The sequence below is a fragment of the Paenibacillus sp. HGH0039 genome (assembly GCF_000411255.1).
Lineage (GTDB): Bacteria > Bacillota > Bacilli > Paenibacillales > NBRC-103111 > Paenibacillus_F.
In genome coordinates, this window is sequence record NZ_KE150413.1 from 2271690 (window position 1) to 2292249 (window position 20560).

The window sequence follows — 20560 nt, forward strand, 5'->3', positions numbered from 1 at the left end:
CTTTTTTGTCGTATGGAAAAGGGTCTTCATTCCTAGGAGGATCCATAATGATACTTGTTAACGGTCAACAGATAAAGAAATACCACGCAGCTAACCTCGTGCTGGATGGAGTCACATTCGAAGTGCATGCCGGAGAAAAAATCGGTCTGATCGGCCGAAACGGCAGCGGCAAATCGACGCTGCTCCAGCTCATCTCCCGCCATCTGAGCATAGACGAGGGAATGCTGACACTCAAAAAAGAGCTCACGATCGGTTATTTGCCGCAAATACCGGTGGAGTTTGAAGGGCTTACGGTGTATGAAGTGCTCGCTTACGGCTGCCGGCATTTAACGGCGTGTCAACAGGAGATGACGGCACTTGAGCACAATATGGCAGAGCCGGGCGCTTCGGCTGATTCGGTTCGCATGCAGGGGCTGCTGAACGCGTACGCGTCGGTTCAGGAACGCTTCGAGCGCGGAGGCGGCTATGAAATGGATGCTGCTATAGACTCCGTTGCAATCGGGCTTCAGATCTCGAAAGAGACGTATGCCCGTCAGTTCTCTACCTTTTCCGGCGGAGAAAAAACACGGATCGCGCTCGCTTCCCAATTAATCATGCGGCCGGATCTGCTGCTGCTTGACGAACCGACGAATCATCTAGATTTAAGGGGAATCGAGTGGCTGGAGCAGTTTTTGCAAGGTTACGCGGGGGCCTGTGTCCTCGTTTCGCATGACCGTTATTTTCTTGACCGTACCGCTTCCAAAATGATCGAGCTGGAAGACGGAGAAGCTTTTACGTACCAAACGAACTACAGCGGATATATGAAAGAGAAGGAAGAACGGCTGCTGCAGCAGTTCGCGCAGTATCAGGAACAGCAGAAAGTTATCAAAAAAATGAAAGAAACGATCCGGAAGCTGGAAGAGTGGGGTCGGGTCGGGGACAACGAAAAGTTTTTCAAAAGGGCGGCTTCAATGCGTAAAGCATTGGAGAGGATGCAGGTAATGAAGCGTCCGGTCCTGGAGCAGAAAAGCGCCGATTTCGCTTTGAACCTCCAGGACCGCTCCGCGAAACGGGTAGCGGAGTTCTCCGGCGTGCATAAATCGTACGGAGAGCGCCGAATTCTGAAAGGTGCGGAAGGAAGCCTTCATTACGGCGAGAAGATCGTTCTGGTCGGAGACAACGGAACGGGGAAAACAACCTTGTTTAAGCTGCTGCTTGGGCAGGAAGTTCCGGATTGCGGAGAGCTGGACCTAGGCTCGCGAGTGGAGATCGGTTATATGGCCCAGCAGGAGGAAACGAGAGACCCTCAAAAGACAGTCCTAGACTACTTCCGCTTGGAGGCCGGAGTAGAAGAAGGGGAAGCAAGGGGCATTCTTGCGAAGTATCTCTTTTATGGGACGGATGTGTTTAAACCGGTGAGCATGCTGTCGGGAGGAGAGCGGTCCCGTCTCCGGCTCGCGCTGCTTGTCCGGCGGAAGCCGAATCTGCTGCTGCTGGATGAGCCGACCAACCATTTGGACATCGCTTCCCGCGAAGCTCTTGAAGAGGCGCTGGAGGATTATCCGGGAACCGTGCTTGCCATCTCCCACGATCGGTATTTCATCAACCGTCTTGCGCAGCGGGTCTGGGAGCTACAAGACGGACAAATAACGAGCTATATAGGACAGTTTGACGAATACCGGGCGAAAAAGCGCGAGCTGGAGCAGACGGCTGTCGGCCGAGGGCACGGACGTCCGCCGGCAGGCTCTACCGGCGCATCTGCCGCCGCAGTACGCGCAGGCAAGCAGCCGCCAGCGGGCGCGCCCCGCGCAGCCAGCCCCGCGGTACGCGCGGGCGAGCAGCCGCTCTTCGCGGCGGCCGAGGCGCGGGCAACCGAGCGGAAGCGGCTGCAGCTGGAGGCGCAGATCGCTGCGCTGGAAGCACAGCTGGCCGCATCGGACGCGGAGCTCCAACAGCTCGGCGGCTGCGGCGATACCGCGCTGCTGGAAGCGCGGTGGCGCGAGCGGGAAGAGCTGCAGACGCGGCTCGACGCGGAGATGACGGCCTGGCTGGAGCTGGGCTGACGCCCCGCGGGAGAATACAGCTGGCGGGCTCGGCAAACAAAAAACGGCAGGAAAGACAGAAGCTGCATGCTGCAGCCTGAGCTCTCCGCCGTTTTTTCTTATGCGCCCCGTCACGAATAAATCGTTATCCGGTTTCTTCCGTCGGTTTTGGATTGATAGAGCGCGTTATCCGCCATTTCAATGATGGTTTTGACGTCCGTATCCCGGCTGTAAGAAAAGGAGACCCCGATCGAAACCGTCAGGGGCTGAGCGATCGGACTTTTGCTTTTTTCCACTTTTTCACGCAACCGCTCCGCAATACGGGTAGCTCGGCCGAGATCGCAGCCTTTCAGCAAAATCCCGAATTCCTCTCCGCCATAGCGGAAGCATAAATCTTCTTCTCTTGAAAAAGCGTGAAGCGTCGAAGCCAAATATTTCAGCACTTCATCTCCGATCAGGTGTCCGTGAAGATCATTGACTTTTTTGAAATGATCGACGTCCATCAGAATAAGGGTAAAAGGAACTTTCCGCTCCGCCCACTCGGCGATGAGCAGATCGAAAGCTTTCCGGTTGGCAAGGCCCGTCAATCCGTCGGTAAGTGATTCCGCTTTCAGCCGGTTGAGATTGGAATTGATGCTCTGGTACAGCTGCCTGACCTCGTAAAGTCCGGAATGAATGCTGGGGGAAGCGGGTACCGTCAGGTTTGCGTGGACGGCCGACTCTTCCGAATACCGGGCAAGGGTATACAGAGGTCTCGTGATCCAGCTAGCCAGCCACCAGGCGACGGTCAGCACAACGCCGAGCAGGGGGAGCGCTTGCATCAGCAAGTTTGAAATCATTTGTTCAAGCGGTTCCTCGAGCACTCGGGTAGGCGTCTGGGAAACAATTCCCCACCCGCTTATAGGCTCAAACGCATAGCCTGCGAAAAATTCGTTCCCTTCCGAGTTTACGATTTTTTGGGAGCCTTTTTTGCCTGCCAGCGCTTTTTGAATGACTTCATTGCTGGAGATAATCTGATAAATCCGTTCTTTGTTGGGATGAAAAATAAGCCGGGACTCCTTATCGACGACATAGACGTAGGACCCGTTCCCGTAAAAATGCTCTTTAAGCAGCTTGCTCAGAGCGTTTTCTTCCTCCAGATAGATCGTGCCGCCGACAAAGCCGGCATAGGACCCGTCCCCGTTAAAAATTGGCGAGGAGATCAGCACGATCAGGCGTCCGGTTGTGCCGACATAAGGCTCGGAAATAAACGGTTTTTTAAACTCAACCGCACGTTTGGACGCTTCGGACAGCAGCCGTGTGCCTACAACGGCACCGGCGTCGGCAGGCAGAACCACTTCTATATCCCGCTCGTCATCCGCGACAAAAACCGAGTTAAAGTACTGCCGGTTAAACGTGAACCACATCTCGAGATCCTTTTCCGTAAACGGCTGCTTTCCCGCTAACTGCGCGATCGAGTTCATACTTGTCTGCATCAGATTGAGCAGGTTGCCCGTGTTGGCGGAAAGTTTCTCGGCATAATTAGAATTGTTTTCCAGGTAACTCGTGGACAGGGATTTCAAATTGGCCTCATAGGCCGCATATCCGCTTACGGCGGCCGTCAGGAAAGCGGTAGCAAGAACGAGAAGGCTTAAAATCAGGCGCAGCGTCAGCCCTTTGCGCAGGCGTTTTGTTTTCATGGGCGGTTTAGCAGGCCGGTCAGGGAATCTGCGGGAAGGGGGCGGCTGAAATAATAGCCCTGCCCTTCATTACAGTTTTCGCCGAGCAGGTATTGGTACTGGAGCTCGTTTTCGATGCCTTCGGCGACCACGTCCATATGGAGACTGTGCGCGAGCGAGATGATGGCGGACGCGATCCGTTTCCCGTTCAGGTCCCGGTTAATGTCTTCGATGAACGCCCGGTCTATTTTTACTTTATCGAAAGGATATTCACGCAAATAGTTCAGGGAGGTGTATCCTGTCCCGAAATCGTCGATAGAAATGCAAATCCCCGCCTCTTTAAGTTTCAACAAACATTCCTTAATCGCATGGACATCGTCCAGCAGGACGCTTTCCGTAATTTCCAATTCGAGCCAAGCGGGTTCAAGCTCCACCTCTTTCATAATCGACAGGACATGTTCGGCGAAAAAAGGCTGCTGCAGTTGTTTGGTCGAAACGTTAACCGCCACTTTGAACGGAGCGGCTCCCGAAGCCTGCCACTTTTTGGCCTGCCTGCACGCCGTTTGCAGAACCCAGATGCCGACGGACAAAATCAGGCCGCATTCCTCGGCCACCGGAATAAAATCCGAGGGCGGAATGTACCCGAGCCGCGGATGATTCCAGCGGATCAGAGCTTCCATCGCGGTCAGCTTGCCGGTTTTTAACGCCATGATAGGCTGGTAAAAGAGCTCCAGCTCGTGCTTGGCCGAAGCTGTTTCCAGATCCCTCTGAATCTGCAGCTTGTAGGAGATCTGGAGATCCATTTCTTCCGTATACACGGTGTAAGCGTCCGTACGAAGCTTCTTGGAGTGATCCATGGCCATGTTCGCGTACCGGATCAAGTCTTGAGCGCTTTCGCCTTTTCCTCTGTTGAATGCGATCCCTATGCTGACCGTCAAGGCTACGGAATGACCGTGCAGCACAAATGGCTCCCGCATTCCGCCCTGGATGGAGCGGATGAGACGCATGACCTCTTCTTGCACCGTTTCGGGCAGAATGAGGGTGAATTGGTCTGCCGCAAACCGGCTCAATGTATCCGTCAGCCGCAAATGCCCCTGGATGCGGGCGGTGACTAGAACCAGCAGGTCGTCTCCCAACTGGTGGCCGTAGGAATCGTTAATTAATTTGAACCGGTTCAAATTAATCGAAAGGACGGCGAAAGGAAGACGTCCGTCTTTGGAGAAACGGATCGTCTGCTCCAGCCGGTCTTCGAACAGCTTGCGGTTAGGCAATCCGGTAACCGGATCGGCATAGGCGAATTCTTCCATCTTTCGGGCCGCCGCTGCTTGGTCGGTCGTATCCCGTGCGATTCCGTAGGTGCCGCTAAGGAAACCGTCCATCTTTACCGGAAAGTGAGTCACAATCACGGAAATTTTTTCTCCGTCTTTACGGATGATGCGGAGATTCGTGCTGCCGGAAATAAATCGTTTTGCGTCGCCGAAACGGTCCAGGGCGGATTGCAGGTCATCCGGATCGATGAGCGTGAAGAACGGCTTATGGATCAGCTCGTCTTTCGTGTATCCCGTCAAGGATTCGCACCGGGGATTCGTGCTTGTAAATCTCCCATGCTCGTCCAAGGAGAAGATGGCGTCCGGGCTATGGATAAATAACGCTTTAATCTCTTCATGATAGGCCAGAAGCTGCCGCTGCGCCAACACTTGCTCCGTAATGTCTATCACGGTGCCGTATTGGACCTTCTTTTCGTTTAGAAGGGCTGTGGACGGATGGATTTCCGTATAAATCCAATGTCCGTCTTTATGACGCGTCCGGATACGGACGGGTGCGCCCTTCCGTCTGTCGTCCGATTCGGAAAAAAGAGGTGCAGTCAGGAGGCGGTCATCCGGATGAACAAGCTCGAGAAAACCAAACTTCTCCCGGCGGATTTCTTCCGCGGCATAGCCGACAAGCTTGGCGTACGAATCGTTCGCATATGTTAAGGCGCCGTTTTCCATCATATAGATGCCGATTGGCGCATGTTCGATCAGGGCTGTAATTAGGGTCCGATAAAAGGGAAGCTCTTTTTGACCCTTTTCTATTGGAATTTCCATTTTTATCGTTTCTCCTGTGTCAGGGGCTCGGGTTAACTAGAATCATAGCACTGGACACAATTCGGATTCTACAGGATCGGAAATTTTTGCGTGCGCACGCAACAAATTTGCGTGATCGGTTCGTTCCGGGGATGATATATTGACGAAGATGGACATGCACCAAGTAGTTTGAAGGAGAGCTGAACGTTGCGGATGAAAAGGACTGGGCGTCTTGCGGGCGCCGGATTTACTGCCGTTGTGGGCATTGTGTTTTTTCTACATTACTATTTCGTAGTCGGGGATACCTGGGAGATGCAGGCGGCGGGTGCCGTTTTTTGCATCGTCATCGCTTATTTCCTGGGCGGTTTTTACGATAGAGCCCGCTATTACGCGGCTGAATTGAATATGATTAATCAGGAGCTCCATATCAGCAGGGAGCAGCTGCGCCGCAGTGACGAGAGATATTCCGCACTTCAGGCGAGTCTCGACCGTTTTTCTCACGATCTGTTCGGTATTATGAAAATCGCGGAGCTGGAGGCACGTCTGCTAGCTGAAGTGAAGCTGATTTTTCAAATCGACCGCGTCTTCCTGATCGAAACCCAAGCGGGTCACCCGTCCTGCTCGGTAAAAGTGGGAATGGGCGAAGTGCCCCGGGCCGTTTTGGACAAAATCCGGCAGCACCAGAGCCAGCAGCTCTCGATCGGCGAAGTTTTCGAATACGAAGAAGGATCTTTTCTGAAAATAGGAGAGATCAAAGGCAGAACGTTCTGGCTCATTTTCGGAGAATTGACGGACAGTACGCGTCTTCCCGTCAAAAGAATTTGGCTGAAAACTCTGATCCGTTACGTAAACGTCGTGTACGAAAATCTCACTGTCATTGAGGACTTATCGGCTGAGCTGAAGCGGACGATGGAGGAGCAGGAGCCCCCTACCTGGCTGCTGCGCTTGTTCTTCAGTTTGTCCGAGCACGAGCGGAAGCGGCTGTCCCAAGATTTGCACGATGCGGCCCTTCAGGAGCAAATTATCTGGTACAGGAAGCTGGAGCAGCTGCGGACTTCGGGCCTTGGCCCGGATGAACTTAAAGAAGGCTTGGCTCAAATCGGAGACGGTCTTCTCGATGTGATGTACCAGATCCGTCTGACCTGCAACGAACTCAGGCCCCCTTTTCTTAAAGAGTGGGGACTTGTCCAGGCTTTGGAGGCCCTGTTCGATCACATCCAGCTTCACGCGAATTTTACGATCTATTTCGAAGCGGAGCATTTCAGGGATTGTTTGAACGATGAGCAGCGGATTGCGGTGTACCGGATTACGCAGGAGCTCATGTCCAATGCGATGAAGCATTCCAAGGCCGAGGAGGTTCATGTGACTTTGACGGGCGGCAAACAGAATCTGCTTCTGTCCTATCGGGATAACGGAGTTGGAACGGTAAACGGGGAACGGAAAGAACCCGGGTTCGGCAGCATGGGAATTTACGGGATGCAGCAAAGAGTGCGGAGCCTTCAAGGAGAAATTCAGTGCGTGTCGGACAAGAGCGGCCTCAAGGTGCAGATCTGTATTCCGTTAAAACCGGTTCTGCATGTGATCCCGCTGCACGGAACGTTTGTATCGGTCTGAAGATGACGGGCGGGCGATTCATTCAACAGTCTGGTATACGCCCCCAAGCCTATTCCTGCCTTTGTTGAACAGCTTACGGGAATAAGGAATCGGTAATAAAGCGGCACAACTGAACCACCACCGGCTCCGTTAAAAAAAGGATTCCTCCGCACGCTAAACGTGCAGGGGAATCCTTTTGGCGTTTATCCGGCGCTTACTTGACGCATCGCGCAGCTTCGGCGTGCGGCATTGTGCCCGCTTGACTGGGATCACCCGTTACTTGGCACGTACGCCCCGATGCTCGCCATATTGATACAACGTAAGCTCGGCGGCGGGTTTGCCCGATTTTTTGGCCGCAAATTCAATTTCGATTTGAAGCTCGCGGACAAAGAAACGCGTTTCGGACAGCGGTAAAATCTCGTACTGGGGCTGCCCGCTTAACTGGATGAACAGCTGATCTTGCTCGGGACCGGTTGTCACGCTGAGGTCGAGTCCCATATCCATCTTGTAAACTCCGCGGTACAGTGTATACACGGTTTTGTCGATCTTAACGGACTTCAGCTCAGCCGGAACATCGGGAACGGAGTGGGGGAGCCCGAACAGAATGTTCTCCGCCTCGTTGATAATCTGCTGCTGAATGTCCGGCTGACGATCCGTGTTGGAAAGATAAATCGTCGTTTTTCCGTGATCCGTGTAACGGGCCAGATTCGTGCTGTAGCCGGGCCAGCCGCCGCTGTGGGAAACGACTTTACCCAGGTGCTCCTTCTGTTCGATGATCCAGCCGTACCCGTACGAATAAGGTTTGTTATCCGGCAGTTTTCCGGAAGTGAAAGCTTCGTCGAGTGTCTTTTTGCTGACCAATTTCTCCGTATACAGGGCCTGATCCCAAAGCAATAGATCGTGCAGCGTGGAATTTACGGTCCCGTCCCCCTGAATTCCGTCCAGGTATACGACAAAATCGGTCGCAGGCTGTTCGTCCGGCAGGTGATAGCTGTGCGTCTCGAAAGAATATACGTATCCGAAAGCGAAATCCGGCGGCACGTTTCCGGAAAGACGCCGGTTATGAATGCGGGTGGAATGCATGCCCAGAGGCTTGAACAGCGTTTCGCTCATATAGTCGGCAAAGGAGAGACCCGAGATCTTTTCGATCAGCAGGGCCAGTAAAACATAGCCCGTATTGGTGTATTCCCAGTTTTCCCCCGGCTGAAACTGGAGCGGAGGCTGATGGACATTAAAATACTCCAGGACGTCCCAGTTCGTGGCGATTTTGGAGCGGTCCCAGTCTTTTATGAAAAGCGGTGTATAGTCAGGCAGGCCGGAAGTATGCCGGAGAAGGTCCTTCACTGTGATACCCTTGTAGGAGAAGTTCGGTATCCATTGTTCCACGGAATCGCTCAAAGAAAGTTTTCCCTGTTCGGCGAGAATAAGAATGCCCATGGCCGTAAAGGTTTTGGAAACGGAAGCGAGTTCGAAGACGGAATGAACGGTCAGAGAGCGCCCGGTCTCTCTATCCGCGAGGCCATACGCGCCTTCAAAGACAATTTCTCCTTTATCCGCCGCCAAAAACGCTCCGTTGAAAATTCCTTTCGCCGACATCGCCGTAAAAAGTTCTTGAAGCTGTTTCTGTTTGTTTTGCATGGTAATCCCTCCAATTATCCTATTTTTATAAAAATAATTAAGCCAACGTAATAATTAAGATGACTTACATATTGGACAAAAAGGGACGCAGGACGTCACCTTAGTTCAGCTTCGATAATTTTTTGAAGCTTGAACGTGATTTTGCGCAGCGCGCTTAATTCCTCAGGGTCCAGTTTGGAGTAAAAGCGTTCCGCGATGCTCTTCTCGACCTTCTGCTGACGTTCGAAATAATCCCATCCGGCTTGATCGAGCTCGACGAGAATTTCCCGGCGGTTGTTCGGGTTAATTTCTCTCTTGAGGTAGCCTTCCTTGTCGAGTTTGCCGATGAGCTGACTAACTGCGCTGGAAGTGATCAGCATCAGGTCCGCCAGTTCTTTGACCGTCAAACGCTTGTGTTTGTGAATGTGTTCAAGAACGACTGCTTGCTTGGAGGTCAGATCTGCTTGCAGGAGCTCGTTGTACTCTTGTAAAAGGAGCAAGTTGGCCGTGTATTCGGCTTCGTTAATCTCCTTTACGGTCTGGTATAAGCGTTCGTCCATGTCATCACCTTAATTGTTAAGTTATCTTAATCATTTATATTCTCAGTATATGCGCCGCACGTTCACTTGTCAACAGGACCGTTTGGTCTATGTGTGAGATGTGTATTCATGCCAGGTGTAAAAGGCAATCGCAAAAAAACACCTCCGCCGAGGCGAAGATGTTCAAGATTTGGAGGATCAGGTTTGGTCCTGCTTGCGGTGAGGCGACCATATCTTCAGGACGCGTTCAACTTCCGGCGCAAACACCGGCTTGCTTATAAAATCGTTCATCCCGGAAGCGAGGCACATCTGCATATCTTCTTTCTGGGCAAAAGCGGTAACCGCCACGATCGCCGGGCGCGAGGCGTCTCCTTTCAACCGGCGGATGGCCGCGGTCGTTTCGAAGCCGTCCATTTCCGGCATTTGAAGGTCCATAAACACCATATCGTAGGTGTCGGAGAGGACCGCCTTCAGCGCTTCCGCGCCGTTCTCCGCATAGTCCGCTTCGTATCCGAGTTTTTTGAGCAGAGTAATCAGCAGCAGGCGGTTTACGGGGTTATCGTCCGCAACGAGCAGTTTCATCGGACCGAACTCGGGCGGAGGAAGGGCGCCGCTTTCTCTGTCGCTTACAAGCGTTGACGCCGGTGCCGGTTTGCTGCGCTGCGTTTTTTCCGGAACGGAGTACGGGGCAGGCGATTCACCGGGCAGCTCGAAGGGAAGCACGAAATGGAACGTGGAACCAACGTTAACCTGACTGTCGACGCCGATCGCTCCGCCCAGGAGCTCCACCAGCTTCTTGCAGATGGCAAGCCCGAGCCCCGTGCCGCCGTATTTGCGATTAATGGTCGGGTGGAGCTGCGAGAAGGACTGGAACAGCTGGCTCTGCTTGTCGGCAGGAATTCCAATGCCCGTATCCCGGACGGAAAATTGCAGCACGGCATCGCTGCGTCCGGGCATTTTGTCGAGCTTGGCTGAGAGGGAGACATGGCCGTCCTTCTCCGTAAACTTGATCGCATTCCCGACCAGATTTACGATAATCTGCCGCAAAATGCCCTCGTCTCCGATCAGTGTCGAAGGAATGCCGCCGTCCAATTCGTACGTCAAACGGATGCCGCGCTCCGCGGCTTTCGGATGAAACAGCTCCACGACATGGTCCAAAACGGAGCGGACATCGAAAGGCTCGTGATTAACCACCATTTTACCGGCTTCGATTTTGCTGAAATCCAGGATTTCGTTCAAAATCCGCAGCAGAGCGTAGCTGCTCTGCAAAATAATGTCGGCATAGCTCTGCTGTTCCTCGGACAGCTCCGTTTCCGCCAGCAGATCCGCCATCCCGATAATCCCGTTCATCGGCGTCCGGATTTCATGACTCATAATGGCCAGAAACTCGGACTTGGCCTGATCGGCTTTTTCCGCGGATTCTTTGGCCCGTATGATTTCTTTCTCGCCCGTAATATCTTTGAAGACGACGACGGCGCCCCGCAGCTCCCCGTTATCGATGAGCGGCGTCACGTGATAGTCGGCGAGGAAACTGGAGCCGTCCTTGCGCCAGAACACGGCTTCCTTGTTATGGTAGGAGCGGCCCTCCCGGATGGCGCGGTAAATAACCTGTTCATCCTCGGACTGTTGAGCCGGGGTGCCGAACGTATTTTGCAGCATCCCGAGATACGGTTTGCCGATGAGTTCCTCGGGGACGAATCCGAGCATTTCCGCCCCGGCCGGATTAATAAACATCGCGTTGCCCGAGGAGTCCACGCCGAATATACCTTCCGTCACCGAGTTGAGAATTAGCGTATATTCGCTGCTAAGCTTCTCGATCTGGGCGAGATATCTTTGACGTTCCGTAATATCGATCGTGATGCCGTAGACACCGACGACTTCGTTATCGACGATGATCGGAATATTCGTCGAATTGATTTCGACGGGATGCCCGTCTTTATGGATAAGGGTCAAGTCATAGCTTTGGGGAAAGCCCTGTTTGGCCAGTTCGAAGTGGTGAAGCGTTTTGGGCAGGTCTTTAGGAGCGACGATCGGCCCCCAATACATCCCGATCAGCTCTTCCAGCGTGAAGCCGGTAATTTTCTGCAGATTCTTGTTCGCGGTCAAGTAATCGCCGTCCAGGTTCATGGAATACACCGCGGCCGGGTTGTGATCGAATAACGATTTATAGCGCTGTTCGCTTTCTTGAAGCTGCTGGTCCGCTTTTTTGCGCTCGGTAATGTCGCGGGATATGGAAATGATCTCATTCAGATTCCCGTCTTTGTCGTATGTGTAGCGGGTAGTCGATTCCAGCCAGACGTAATCGCCGCTTTTGCAACGAAACCGGAACGTTACTTTGTCGCCCTCCGTATTCCGGTTCTGTTCCAGAAATAAAACGACTCTATCCTGGTCCTCGGGATGAATCAAAGGAAGAGCCCCCTGCCCGACCATTTCTTCAGGCTCATAGCCGAAAATGGTTCGGCAGATGGGAGAGGAATAAGTCATGGTCGCCAGCTCGTCCGGCTCGTGCCTGGAGATCCAGTCCAGCGAAGCTTCCGTTATGAGCCGGTGTTTGCGTTCGCTGTCGAGAAGCTGCTCTTCCCGCATCTTATTGGCCGTCAGATCAACGGCTTGAACCAGAAGAGCGGCAGATTTCGCGGATTCCGCAGGAAGCGGGGAGAGGCCGACGGCAGCCCAGACGATCTCGCCGTTTTTGCGCACATATCTTTTCTCGAAGTGGGAAAGGGAAGGATCGGCGCAGGACAGCGCGATATCTTCCGGGTAAGTGATCCGCCTGTCGGAGAGTTTCGCCAGCTCCTCTTCCGTATACCCGAGCATGCGGCAAAAGGAGGGGTTGACCCGTAACCAGCGGTCTTCCGCCAGCGAATAAACGCCCATGGCAAATGGCGCGTTCTCGTAGGCTATTTCAAACAACCATTTATCGTCAAAGGGTTTCATGCCAATAGTCTCCTCAGGCTAAGTATTGCCAGTTCAGTATACCTCATTTTTACGGGGCAATGTAAGGGTTCTTCTACGCGGGTCATCCCCGGTAAGGGGACGGATTTGCGCGAATGATCTTTTAACCGGACTTGGATCTATCTTGGATTACACTTTTTTTACTGCCGCTAATCAGGCGATTGTTCGTGTACGGCCATGGAGAAACAACGCTTTACTTAAGGAACTCCGGCTGAATCGGAAAAGCCCGGGTGGGTATGCGCACAAGCAAGGGCGAGATCTTGGCATATCCATAGACTAATGCCACAAATCAAGAAAGGACGGATGAACTTGGGAGGCTATGCGACCAAACAGAACGTATCCGATTCTTTACTGAAACACGGAGAAATCAGGCGGAACGTTCCGGAAACCCGGCTTTACAGTAAAGGGACATTAAAAACGATGCTGGATACGTATAAAATGGTGTATGTGAAGCCGAACAGCGGCACGGGAGGCAGCGGCGTTATCCGGGTGGAGCGCAAAGAGGACGGGTACAGCTTTCAGCTTCATACCTTTGTGGAGAAATTTCGGGACTTTGACAGCATGGCAACGGCTCTCCGGAGACGTACTAAAAAATCCCCGTACGTTATTCAGCAGGGGATTCATCTTCTCCGCCACAAGGGGCGGCTCTTCGATTTGAGAATCATGATCCAGAAAAATCCCCGAGGGGTCTGGGAACCGACCGGTATCATCGGCCGCACCGGCCATCCCCGGAAAATCGTTACGAACTTATGCAGAGGCGGTTCTTCCAAACCTGTTGAGGTTCTTCTTAAAGAGCATGTGGCGGACATCAAACGGTACAAGGCTTCCTTGCGGAGTTTGGGCCTCAGGGCGGCCCGTCATCTCAATAAAACATTTCCGCGGATTAAAGAAGTGGGACTGGACGTCGGATTGGACCCTAACTTGCACCCTTGGATTCTGGAAGCGAATCCCCGGCCCAAAATTCAAGGATTCAAAACATTGAAGGATAAAAGCATTTACCGGAAGATGCTGCGCTACCAAAACTATTACGGGCACGCCTAGCAAGCGCCGCGGACAATGAAAGGGCCCGCCTTGGCCGGACTTTCCTGATCGGCTGGGCGGACCCGGGTGTTTCGCGAGAGTCATTCCTGTACAGCAGCGGAACAACCTCCGCTTGAATCAGGCCGTCACCAGCGCGAGGACAAACCCGTCGTAGCCTTTGCTGCCGACGGTTTGCAACGCGGTCGCGGTAACCCGCGGCTCGGCCGCGATCAGCTCGAGGAAGGTGCGGACCCCTTGAACGCGCGGGTCTTCGCTGTGCGGATTGGCGACTTCCCCGTCGCGGATGACGTTGTCCCCGATGATGAGACTGCCCGGGCGCGACAGCTTCAGCGCCCATTTGAAGTACTCGGGGTTGTTCGGTTTATCCGCGTCGATGAAGATGAGATCGAACGGCCCGGCCCCTTCCGCGTAAAGCTGCTCCAGCGACCCGAGCGCTTCGCCGACCCGCACATCCACGAGATGGCTCACGCCCGCCTGGCTCAGATTTTGGCGGGCCGTCTCCGCATGGTGAGGATCGTACTCGAGCGTGACGATTTTGCCGTCTTCGGGAAGCGCGCGCGCCAGCCAGATCGTGCTGTACCCGCCAAGCGTGCCGATTTCCAGGATGGAGCGGGCTCCTTGGATTTTAGCGAGGAGGTGGAGCAGTTTCCCTTGGTTGGGCGCCACATCAATGGGCGGAAGGGCGGCTCTGGCGTTGTTTGCGAGAACCTCCGTCATGACGGGATCGGCAGGGACAAGCCATTCGTTCAGGCAGGCATCCACATGCGACCATTTGCCGGACAGGTCCGGCCGGGCGGGTTCGTTACGGACTTCGGAGGATTCATTTGAAAGCGTCATAAGGGTAAAACTCCTTTCGTATTGGAATCTACCTCTACTGTATGCTGGATTGATCCATAAATAAAATATATAATTTTTATTAAAGCATAAATTTTAGTTAAGAGAAGGTGCGTGCGACATGAATCTTCACGCTCTGCGGATTTTTTACGAAACGGCCAAATCGGGGAGCATAACGGGAGCGGCCGAGGCGCTTCGAATTTCCCAGCCCGCTGTCACTTCCCAGATCAAACGGTTCGAAAAGGAAATCGGGATGCGGCTTTTCGCCGCCCGGGGAAGAGGAATTTCCTTAACCGATGCCGGACGGAAGCTGCTGGAATATGCAAGAAAACTGTTTGCCCTGGAAGAGGAAATGGAAGCTTTTATCGACGGGTATACGTCGGGAAGAAACGGTGCGATCCGCCTCGTGTCCACCTATCTGCCGGCCAATTTTCTGCTTCCTGCCTGGGTCGCCAAATTCAAACGGGACCATGAAGAAGTAGATTTCGTCATCACGACGACCAATTCCCGGGGCGCTTTCGACAGCCTGCTCAATTACGAAGCCGAAATTGCCGTTTACGGCGGAGCGGGCGAAAGGCAGCCCGGCATCCATTGGGAGGAGCTTTTCGAGGACGAGTTGTGGTTCGTAGTGCCCGCCCGTCACAAATATGCCAATGAGCACATCACACTGGCCGAGATGGTGAAGGAGCCGTTCATTATGCGGGAAGAGGGGAGCTCGACGCGGGAGTGGCTTTTTTCCTTATGCAGGGTGCATAACGTGAGTCCGCCCCAGATCGCCCTGCAGTTCAACGGTTTGAATGAGACGATCAGCGCGGTGATGGCCGGGTACGGGACGAACTTTATTTCCTCGCTGGTCGTCCGGGATCATGTGGAGCGCGGGGAATTGGCCCGGGTATATGTGAAGGACATCCGGTTAAAAAATATCATCGCGGTATGTACGCGTACAGATGAGGTTCTGTCGCCCCCGGCGGAGCGGTTCATTCAAATGATTAAAGCGAGCGTAGGAGCGGAACAAGCCCTGCCTTGAAGCAAACGAAACGGAGTGTCCGAGCTCAGGCTCTGCACTCCGTTTTTAATTTTTTGCCGACTGTAGAGCGGGCCGGCCGGCCCGGTCTCTCGTTTTAATAATCGATTTCTTCCCAGTCTTCGAGGTTCTTGTTGGAAATATCCAGCAGCTCCGCAAAGCTGTCCGCCGCATAGTAAATGAAGTCCGGGTCATGCACGAATGCGATCACTTGTCCCGCCCTGCCCTGCTCGGAAGGGTCGAAATCCAGCATCAGATACAGGCTGCCTCCGGCGAGCTGCGCGATGGGAAGCCATTGTCGGTTGCTGTAGTAAGGCCGGATCCGTTTATCGAGCCGTGCGATTTCGTCTTCCTCGAAATGCTCGCTGAGCAGGATGTCCTCGCTGCAGAAATAAGCTTTCAGTTCGTCGATTTCCTCTAAAGAAAGCAGATAAAAATGGGAAACGGCCCCTTCATCGTAAGAAGGATACAAAACATGGAAATGGTAGCCGCTGCCGTTTTTGTGCCGGTAAAATTCCTTGAAATCGTCCGGCAGGGTCAGGCCGTATTTCCTTTCCAGGACAGCAAACTGCTCTTCTCCCGCGCCTTCAAGCTTGAGGTAGGTTTCGTACTCTTCTTGACGGTCTTCTCCCACTTTAAGGGGAAGCAGCTGCTCCAGTCTGTCGATATGACGCTTGATCATTCCGGTTCCTCCTGTAACGGTATGAATAAAAGGTTCATTGACAGTATACAGGAAGGATAAGGAAGAGGTAAAACGCGTGAAACAGGCGCCACACCATGAAGCATTACAAAACGGGTTTGCAGCGGACTCGCCTCCAGTCGTAAGTGAGTGCCGTGTGATTAAGGGACAGTCGTGGTATAATTTGGGTTACAGCACAGGATCAGGGAGGAGGCGAAAAAATGAGCACCTTGGAAAAAGCGATTATTGTAGCCGCCCGGGCCCATTCCGGACAAACCGACAAAGCCGGCCAGCCTTACATTCTGCACCCGCTCCGGGTTATGCAGAGCGTCCAGACAACCGATGCGCGCATCGTGGCTGTCCTCCATGACGTCCTGGAGGATTCGGAGATAAGCGCCGAAGATTTACGGCGGGAAGGGTTCTCGCCGGACATCGTTGAAGCGGTGACCGCTTTGAGCCGGGAGCCGGGCGAGGATTACCTGGACTTCGTCCGGAGGGCGAAGAAAAATCCCCTTGCCCGGGAGGTCAAACTGGCTGATGTTCACGATAACATGGACATGACCCGCATCAAGGAACCGACCTCCAAAGACCGCGAAAGAATGCGCAAGTACGAAGCCGCCCTTCACGAATTGAACCGTTAAGCGAAAAAACTCGGCCTGCAGGAAGCAGGCCGAGTTTTTTTGGGCTGAACGGCGGAGCTTGCGGCACAGGCCACGGCCGTCCAATCCGTATCTTTCGTTCTTCCGGATTAGGAATAAATCGGCAGAATTACGGTGAATTGGATCGTGTTCGCTCCGGAAATCTCAGCGGAGACCGTTCCTTTGTACCGCTGAACAAGCTGATTTACGATGGCCAGACCGAGGCCTTTGTGGACGCCGTCTTTTTTCGTGGAGTAACCGCTTGTGAACATGGCCTGCAGATCCTTCTCGGACAAGCTTTTGCTGATATGGTTGGATAGCTTGAAGATCAGTTGGTTCTCTTCCGTATAGCCGAGAAGATGCACGTTCCGTTGCTCCACGTTCATTCCGCTCACTTCGTCGAAAGCGTTGTCGATCAAATTACCTAAAATTTTCACGAGATCGACGGATTTCAGTCCGGAAATGCTCGTGAGATCGTCCGCCAAGTCCAGCTCGTAAGTGAAGTTGATTTTTCTCAATTGCGACTGCGTAATCTTGGAACTGATCAGGGAAGCGAGGGCCGGATGCCCGACATGGACGATGCTGTTGACGAGTCTGGTTTCTTCCACAAGCTCGTGGATATATTTCTTGGTCTCTTCGAACTTTTTTAACTGGACCATACAGCTGATAGTGGTCAAATGGTTGGTAAAATCGTGATTCTGTCCTTTGATCGCGACCATCAGACTATTCATTTCATCCGTATAATTCTCTTGGATCGTCTGGGCGACGGCGTCTTTCGTCCGGTTAACCCCTTTGTAAATAAAATAGACCATGATCAGGCTGGCAATCGAAACCGAAACGATGACGAGGAAGAAATTCAGCAGCTGTTTGTTCAAGGAGTTGTGAATATACTCCATGTCGTTGACCAGGCCGATTACGTAAGGGAACTGAACGCGTTCGCTCTTAACCGGATAAAAAATTTTCAGCACGTTTTTGTCGTTGATTTTCGTAGGGAAAAAGATCGGCTTATCGAGTTTAACGGCCTGTTCGATCAGGGAGACGTCCTCCGGCGACCTGCTATTGTACTGGCCGAACAAAATTTTGCGTTCGGAGTACCGGATGTTTTTGGACCCGTTCGTTACGGTATAAAAGCTCGGATCGTCATCGGGCTTGGAGAAGGTACGCGGATTGAATCCGGTAATTTCGAGCAGGCTTTTGTTGTTCTTTAACGTCTCCGCAACGATAAACTCCGAGCCGTCGTTCTGATCGAACTGCTCGATGAGAGAGCTGTTCATCGTCGGATTAATGATATAGTCGGTCGTTCCGTCGTAGTAGAAGCCGAATTTGTTTCTTTTTGAACCGGGATTGGAGGCGGAACCCGATATTTTACCCGCCCAGAAGCTCTGAAGCGTGGTGCCTTCGGATACGGTAACCGTTTCCAGTCTGAACAGCTGTTCGAGCGCTGTCCGGTAATTGCCCCAATATTTCGCATTCAGGTTGATTTCCTTGGGATCCGAGGAACGGACGCTGACAATCTCATCCCCGATTTGGGCGAATAAGGTGAGATTGCTTACGTTATATTTGACTCTGAGCTCCGCCAGCATGCTGTTGTCGATATCCCGGTAACGGGAAGGCAGAGCGGCTTTGACGCCGAGGGACACTTGCCTTAACGAATCGGACAAGAGTTTATCCCGGGCTTGAGACGAATATTCCACGTGGTCAATGCTTAACTGGATTTGCTGGGAAAGAGAAAACAGCTCCGTTTCCATGTTCGCCGTTAGGGATTTCTTCGTGGAATAATAAAAGACGCTGTCATTGATGAGCAAAATGGCCAGAATAACAGCTAAAAACAGGGCGGATAATCGTTTTATAGACATTTTCTAGTTCCCTTCGACCGCATAGTTCCTTCATCATTCTAAGTTATTCGACCCCGTTCTACAATATCAAAAACTGGGTGAGTTCACACAAGATAGGAACGGGGAGCAAAGCCGTTAAAAAGCGGAGATCCGAGGCTTTATGCGGCATAGCCCGGCGTGCCCGGCGCTTTATTGAACAAAGGTCAGTCAAGAGGTGTATACGAATGTAAATAGGAGTATATGGAAGCGCGGCACCCCGTTTCTTATACTTAAGCTACGCAAGGAACGAGAGGCCGGTCATAGCGGCCCGCACAGGAACAATACCCAGGAGGGATTGCATTGAGCAGAAAAAACAGACATAAAGGGCTGCTGCCGGCCGCCGTCATCGCCGCGATGTTAACGGTTACAGCATGCAGCGGCACGGCGCCCGAAGAGGCGAAAACGCCGGAAACGGGCGGAGTCATGGAGGTATCCACGGTCCGGGCAAGCGATCCGTATCTGAAATTCGATCCGGGCGAAACCTTTGACAACAATGCGGTTTACGCGGCGTACGAGAAAGAAACCGGGGTTAAAATCATCAACAAATGGGTGGCGGACGGAAGCCAGTTCGCGGAAAAGCTGAAAATGTCCATCGCTTCCAACGAGATTCCCGATTTCTTTCCCGTAGATGCCGCGCAGCTTCAGCAGCTTATCGAAGCGGACATGATCTTGGATCTGACACCCGTATACGACAAGGTCGCCACCGAAAACACAAAGAAAATGATGACCATGGACGGCGGCCTCCAGATGAAATCGGCCACGTTCGACGGCAAGCTGATGGCGATTCCCTCCACATCCAATCCTTATTACGCCCAGTTCTTGTGGGTGCGGACGGACTGGCTGAAGAAATTGAACCTACCCGAGCCGAAAACGATGGAGGACGTTGCCAAAATCGCGGAGGCTTTTAAAACGAAGGACCCCGGAGGAACGGGAAAAGCTTACGGCCTGGCCTTCAACAAGAATCTGTTCGACGGCGCCCTTGGTATCACGGGTTTCCTGAACGGATATCACGCCTACACGAACCAGTGGCTGGATGACGGAACCGGCAAGCTCCAGTTCGGGGATGTTCAGCCGCAGATGAAAGACGCGCTGCGAGGTCTTCAAGATCTGTACAAGAAAGGCCTGATCGATCCCGAGTTTGCGGTCAAGGATGCGACTAAAGCTTCCGAAATGCTGTATAACGACAGCATCGGCATGGTCTACGGGGCGGAATGGATGCCGGCCCAACTGGCGAGCGGAGCGGTCAAGGACGGCAAAGTCGTGCAGGAGTGGGGCGTGTTCCCGCTTCCTTCCTCGGACGGCAAACCCGCCAAGTCCCAAATCGGGCTGGGCGTGGATAAGTACTACGTCGTGTCCAAGAAAGCGAAACATCCGGAGGCGGTCATCAAGCTGCTGAACCATTGGATCGTCGTGAACAACAGCCAGAGCGAAGAGAGCAAGGTGTACGAATTCGGCAAAGACAAAGTGGAAAAATCGAGCAACTACTGGCTGCTGAACCCGATTTTCGTCAATAACCAGACGAACAATAACGGGGAAGTTCTTCCCGATGCGATCGCGAACAAAGACGAAAGCAAGCTGCAAACGAAAGATCAGAAGACCCGCTACGGGCGCGCCATGAAATACGTTAACGGAGATACGAGCCTCTGGTGGGAGTACTTGATTTCGGGACCCCATGGCGCCGTCTCGCTGTATCCGGAAATGAAGAAGAACAACCAGTTTGAACAGAACAAGTTTTACGGAGCGCCGACACCGACCATGGTGGAAAAAGGAGCGATTTTGAACAAAAAGCGGGATGAAGTGTTCGTCAAAATCATCATGAATCAGGTGCCGGTCGATGAATTCGACAAATTCGTTGCGGATTGGAAAAGCATGGGCGGCAACGAGATCACAAAAGAAGTCAATGACTGGTACAACAAGAACAAATAGGGCGGCCGCCGCCCGTACGGGTGAGTTCAGTCAAAATCCTTCAAGGGGGATCGGAAAGGATGCGATCCCTCTTTTTCTATCTACATGAAGCTGAT

Annotated in this window: 14 protein-coding genes; 6 read left to right on the top strand and 8 right to left on the bottom strand. The window is 52.9% G+C overall.

Translation table 11 applies throughout. The features are described 5' to 3' along the window. The first annotated feature begins 47 nt into the window (after nt 1-47). On the top strand, nt 48-2042 hold the full coding sequence (gene abc-f / locus HMPREF1207_RS24645) for a ribosomal protection-like ABC-F family protein (protein ID WP_009672530.1): 1995 nt from the start codon (nt 48-50) through the stop codon (nt 2040-2042). 110 nt (nt 2043-2152) lie between these two features. On the opposite strand, the gene HMPREF1207_RS24650 is transcribed toward abc-f, so the two are convergent. Together HMPREF1207_RS24650 and HMPREF1207_RS24655 are read right to left on the bottom strand one after the other, a co-directional pair. After that, nucleotides 2153-3700, bottom strand: coding sequence for a sensor domain-containing diguanylate cyclase (locus tag HMPREF1207_RS24650; RefSeq protein WP_009672484.1), 1548 nt, complete (start codon nt 3698-3700; stop codon nt 2153-2155). Next, nucleotides 3697-5766, bottom strand: a complete 2070-nt coding sequence (locus tag HMPREF1207_RS24655) for a putative bifunctional diguanylate cyclase/phosphodiesterase (RefSeq protein WP_009672407.1) — start codon at nt 5764-5766, stop codon at nt 3697-3699. The genes HMPREF1207_RS24650 and HMPREF1207_RS24655 overlap by 4 nt, the downstream gene beginning before the upstream one ends. Nucleotides 5767-5958: 192 nt before the next feature. On the opposite strand from HMPREF1207_RS24655, the gene HMPREF1207_RS24660 reads away from it, so the two are divergent. Beyond that, the gene (locus tag HMPREF1207_RS24660; RefSeq protein ID WP_231392134.1) at nt 5959-7359 is read left to right on the top strand and encodes a sensor histidine kinase; all 1401 of its coding nucleotides are present in this window, start codon (nt 5959-5961) and stop codon (nt 7357-7359) included. A 255-nt stretch (nt 7360-7614) separates the two neighbouring features. On the opposite strand, the gene HMPREF1207_RS24665 is transcribed toward HMPREF1207_RS24660, so the two are convergent. From HMPREF1207_RS24665 to HMPREF1207_RS24675, 3 genes are all read right to left on the bottom strand, one after another. Continuing rightward, entirely contained in the window at nt 7615-8976 is a 1362-nt protein-coding gene (locus HMPREF1207_RS24665; protein ID WP_016424055.1) for a serine hydrolase domain-containing protein, read from the bottom strand. Nucleotides 8977-9071: 95 nt separating this feature from the next. Beyond that, nucleotides 9072-9515: a MarR family winged helix-turn-helix transcriptional regulator gene (locus HMPREF1207_RS24670; RefSeq protein ID WP_009674103.1), complete on the bottom strand. Its 444-nt coding sequence runs from the start codon at nt 9513-9515 to the stop codon at nt 9072-9074. Nucleotides 9516-9692: 177 nt separating this feature from the next. Further along, nucleotides 9693-12431, bottom strand: coding sequence for a PAS domain-containing hybrid sensor histidine kinase/response regulator (locus HMPREF1207_RS24675; RefSeq protein WP_009674101.1), 2739 nt, complete (start codon nt 12429-12431; stop codon nt 9693-9695). Nucleotides 12432-12752: 321 nt separating this feature from the next. On the opposite strand from HMPREF1207_RS24675, the gene HMPREF1207_RS24680 reads away from it, so the two are divergent. Next, nucleotides 12753-13490 (top strand): YheC/YheD family protein, encoded by a 738-nt coding sequence (locus tag HMPREF1207_RS24680; RefSeq protein ID WP_036740322.1) that lies wholly within the window; start codon nt 12753-12755, stop codon nt 13488-13490. Nucleotides 13491-13607: 117 nt separating this feature from the next. Here the strand turns inward: HMPREF1207_RS24680 and HMPREF1207_RS24685 are convergent, their stop codons facing one another. Continuing rightward, nucleotides 13608-14327 carry an O-methyltransferase gene (locus HMPREF1207_RS24685; RefSeq protein ID WP_009674093.1) on the bottom strand — a complete coding sequence of 240 codons (720 nt, stop codon included), beginning with the start codon at nt 14325-14327 and terminating at the stop codon, nt 13608-13610. 118 nt (nt 14328-14445) lie between these two features. Here HMPREF1207_RS24685 and HMPREF1207_RS24690 point away from each other — a divergent pair, with 118 nt between their 5' ends. Beyond that, the gene (locus HMPREF1207_RS24690) at nt 14446-15351 is read left to right on the top strand and encodes a LysR family transcriptional regulator (RefSeq protein ID WP_016424057.1); all 906 of its coding nucleotides are present in this window, start codon (nt 14446-14448) and stop codon (nt 15349-15351) included. Between the two features lie 94 nt (nt 15352-15445). On the opposite strand, the gene HMPREF1207_RS24695 is transcribed toward HMPREF1207_RS24690, so the two are convergent. After that, nucleotides 15446-16030, bottom strand: coding sequence for an SMI1/KNR4 family protein (locus HMPREF1207_RS24695; protein ID WP_009674124.1), 585 nt, complete (start codon nt 16028-16030; stop codon nt 15446-15448). 218 nt (nt 16031-16248) lie between these two features. On the opposite strand from HMPREF1207_RS24695, the gene HMPREF1207_RS24700 reads away from it, so the two are divergent. Beyond that, the gene (locus HMPREF1207_RS24700) at nt 16249-16668 is read left to right on the top strand and encodes an HD domain-containing protein (protein ID WP_009674132.1); all 420 of its coding nucleotides are present in this window, start codon (nt 16249-16251) and stop codon (nt 16666-16668) included. Nucleotides 16669-16775: 107 nt separating this feature from the next. On the opposite strand, the gene HMPREF1207_RS24705 is transcribed toward HMPREF1207_RS24700, so the two are convergent. Next, nucleotides 16776-18521, bottom strand: coding sequence for a sensor histidine kinase (locus HMPREF1207_RS24705; RefSeq protein ID WP_009674119.1), 1746 nt, complete (start codon nt 18519-18521; stop codon nt 16776-16778). A gap of 318 nt (nt 18522-18839) precedes the next feature. Here HMPREF1207_RS24705 and HMPREF1207_RS24710 point away from each other — a divergent pair, with 318 nt between their 5' ends. Further along, nucleotides 18840-20465, top strand: coding sequence for an extracellular solute-binding protein (locus tag HMPREF1207_RS24710; RefSeq protein WP_009674082.1), 1626 nt, complete (start codon nt 18840-18842; stop codon nt 20463-20465). Nucleotides 20466-20560: the final 95 nt, after the last annotated feature.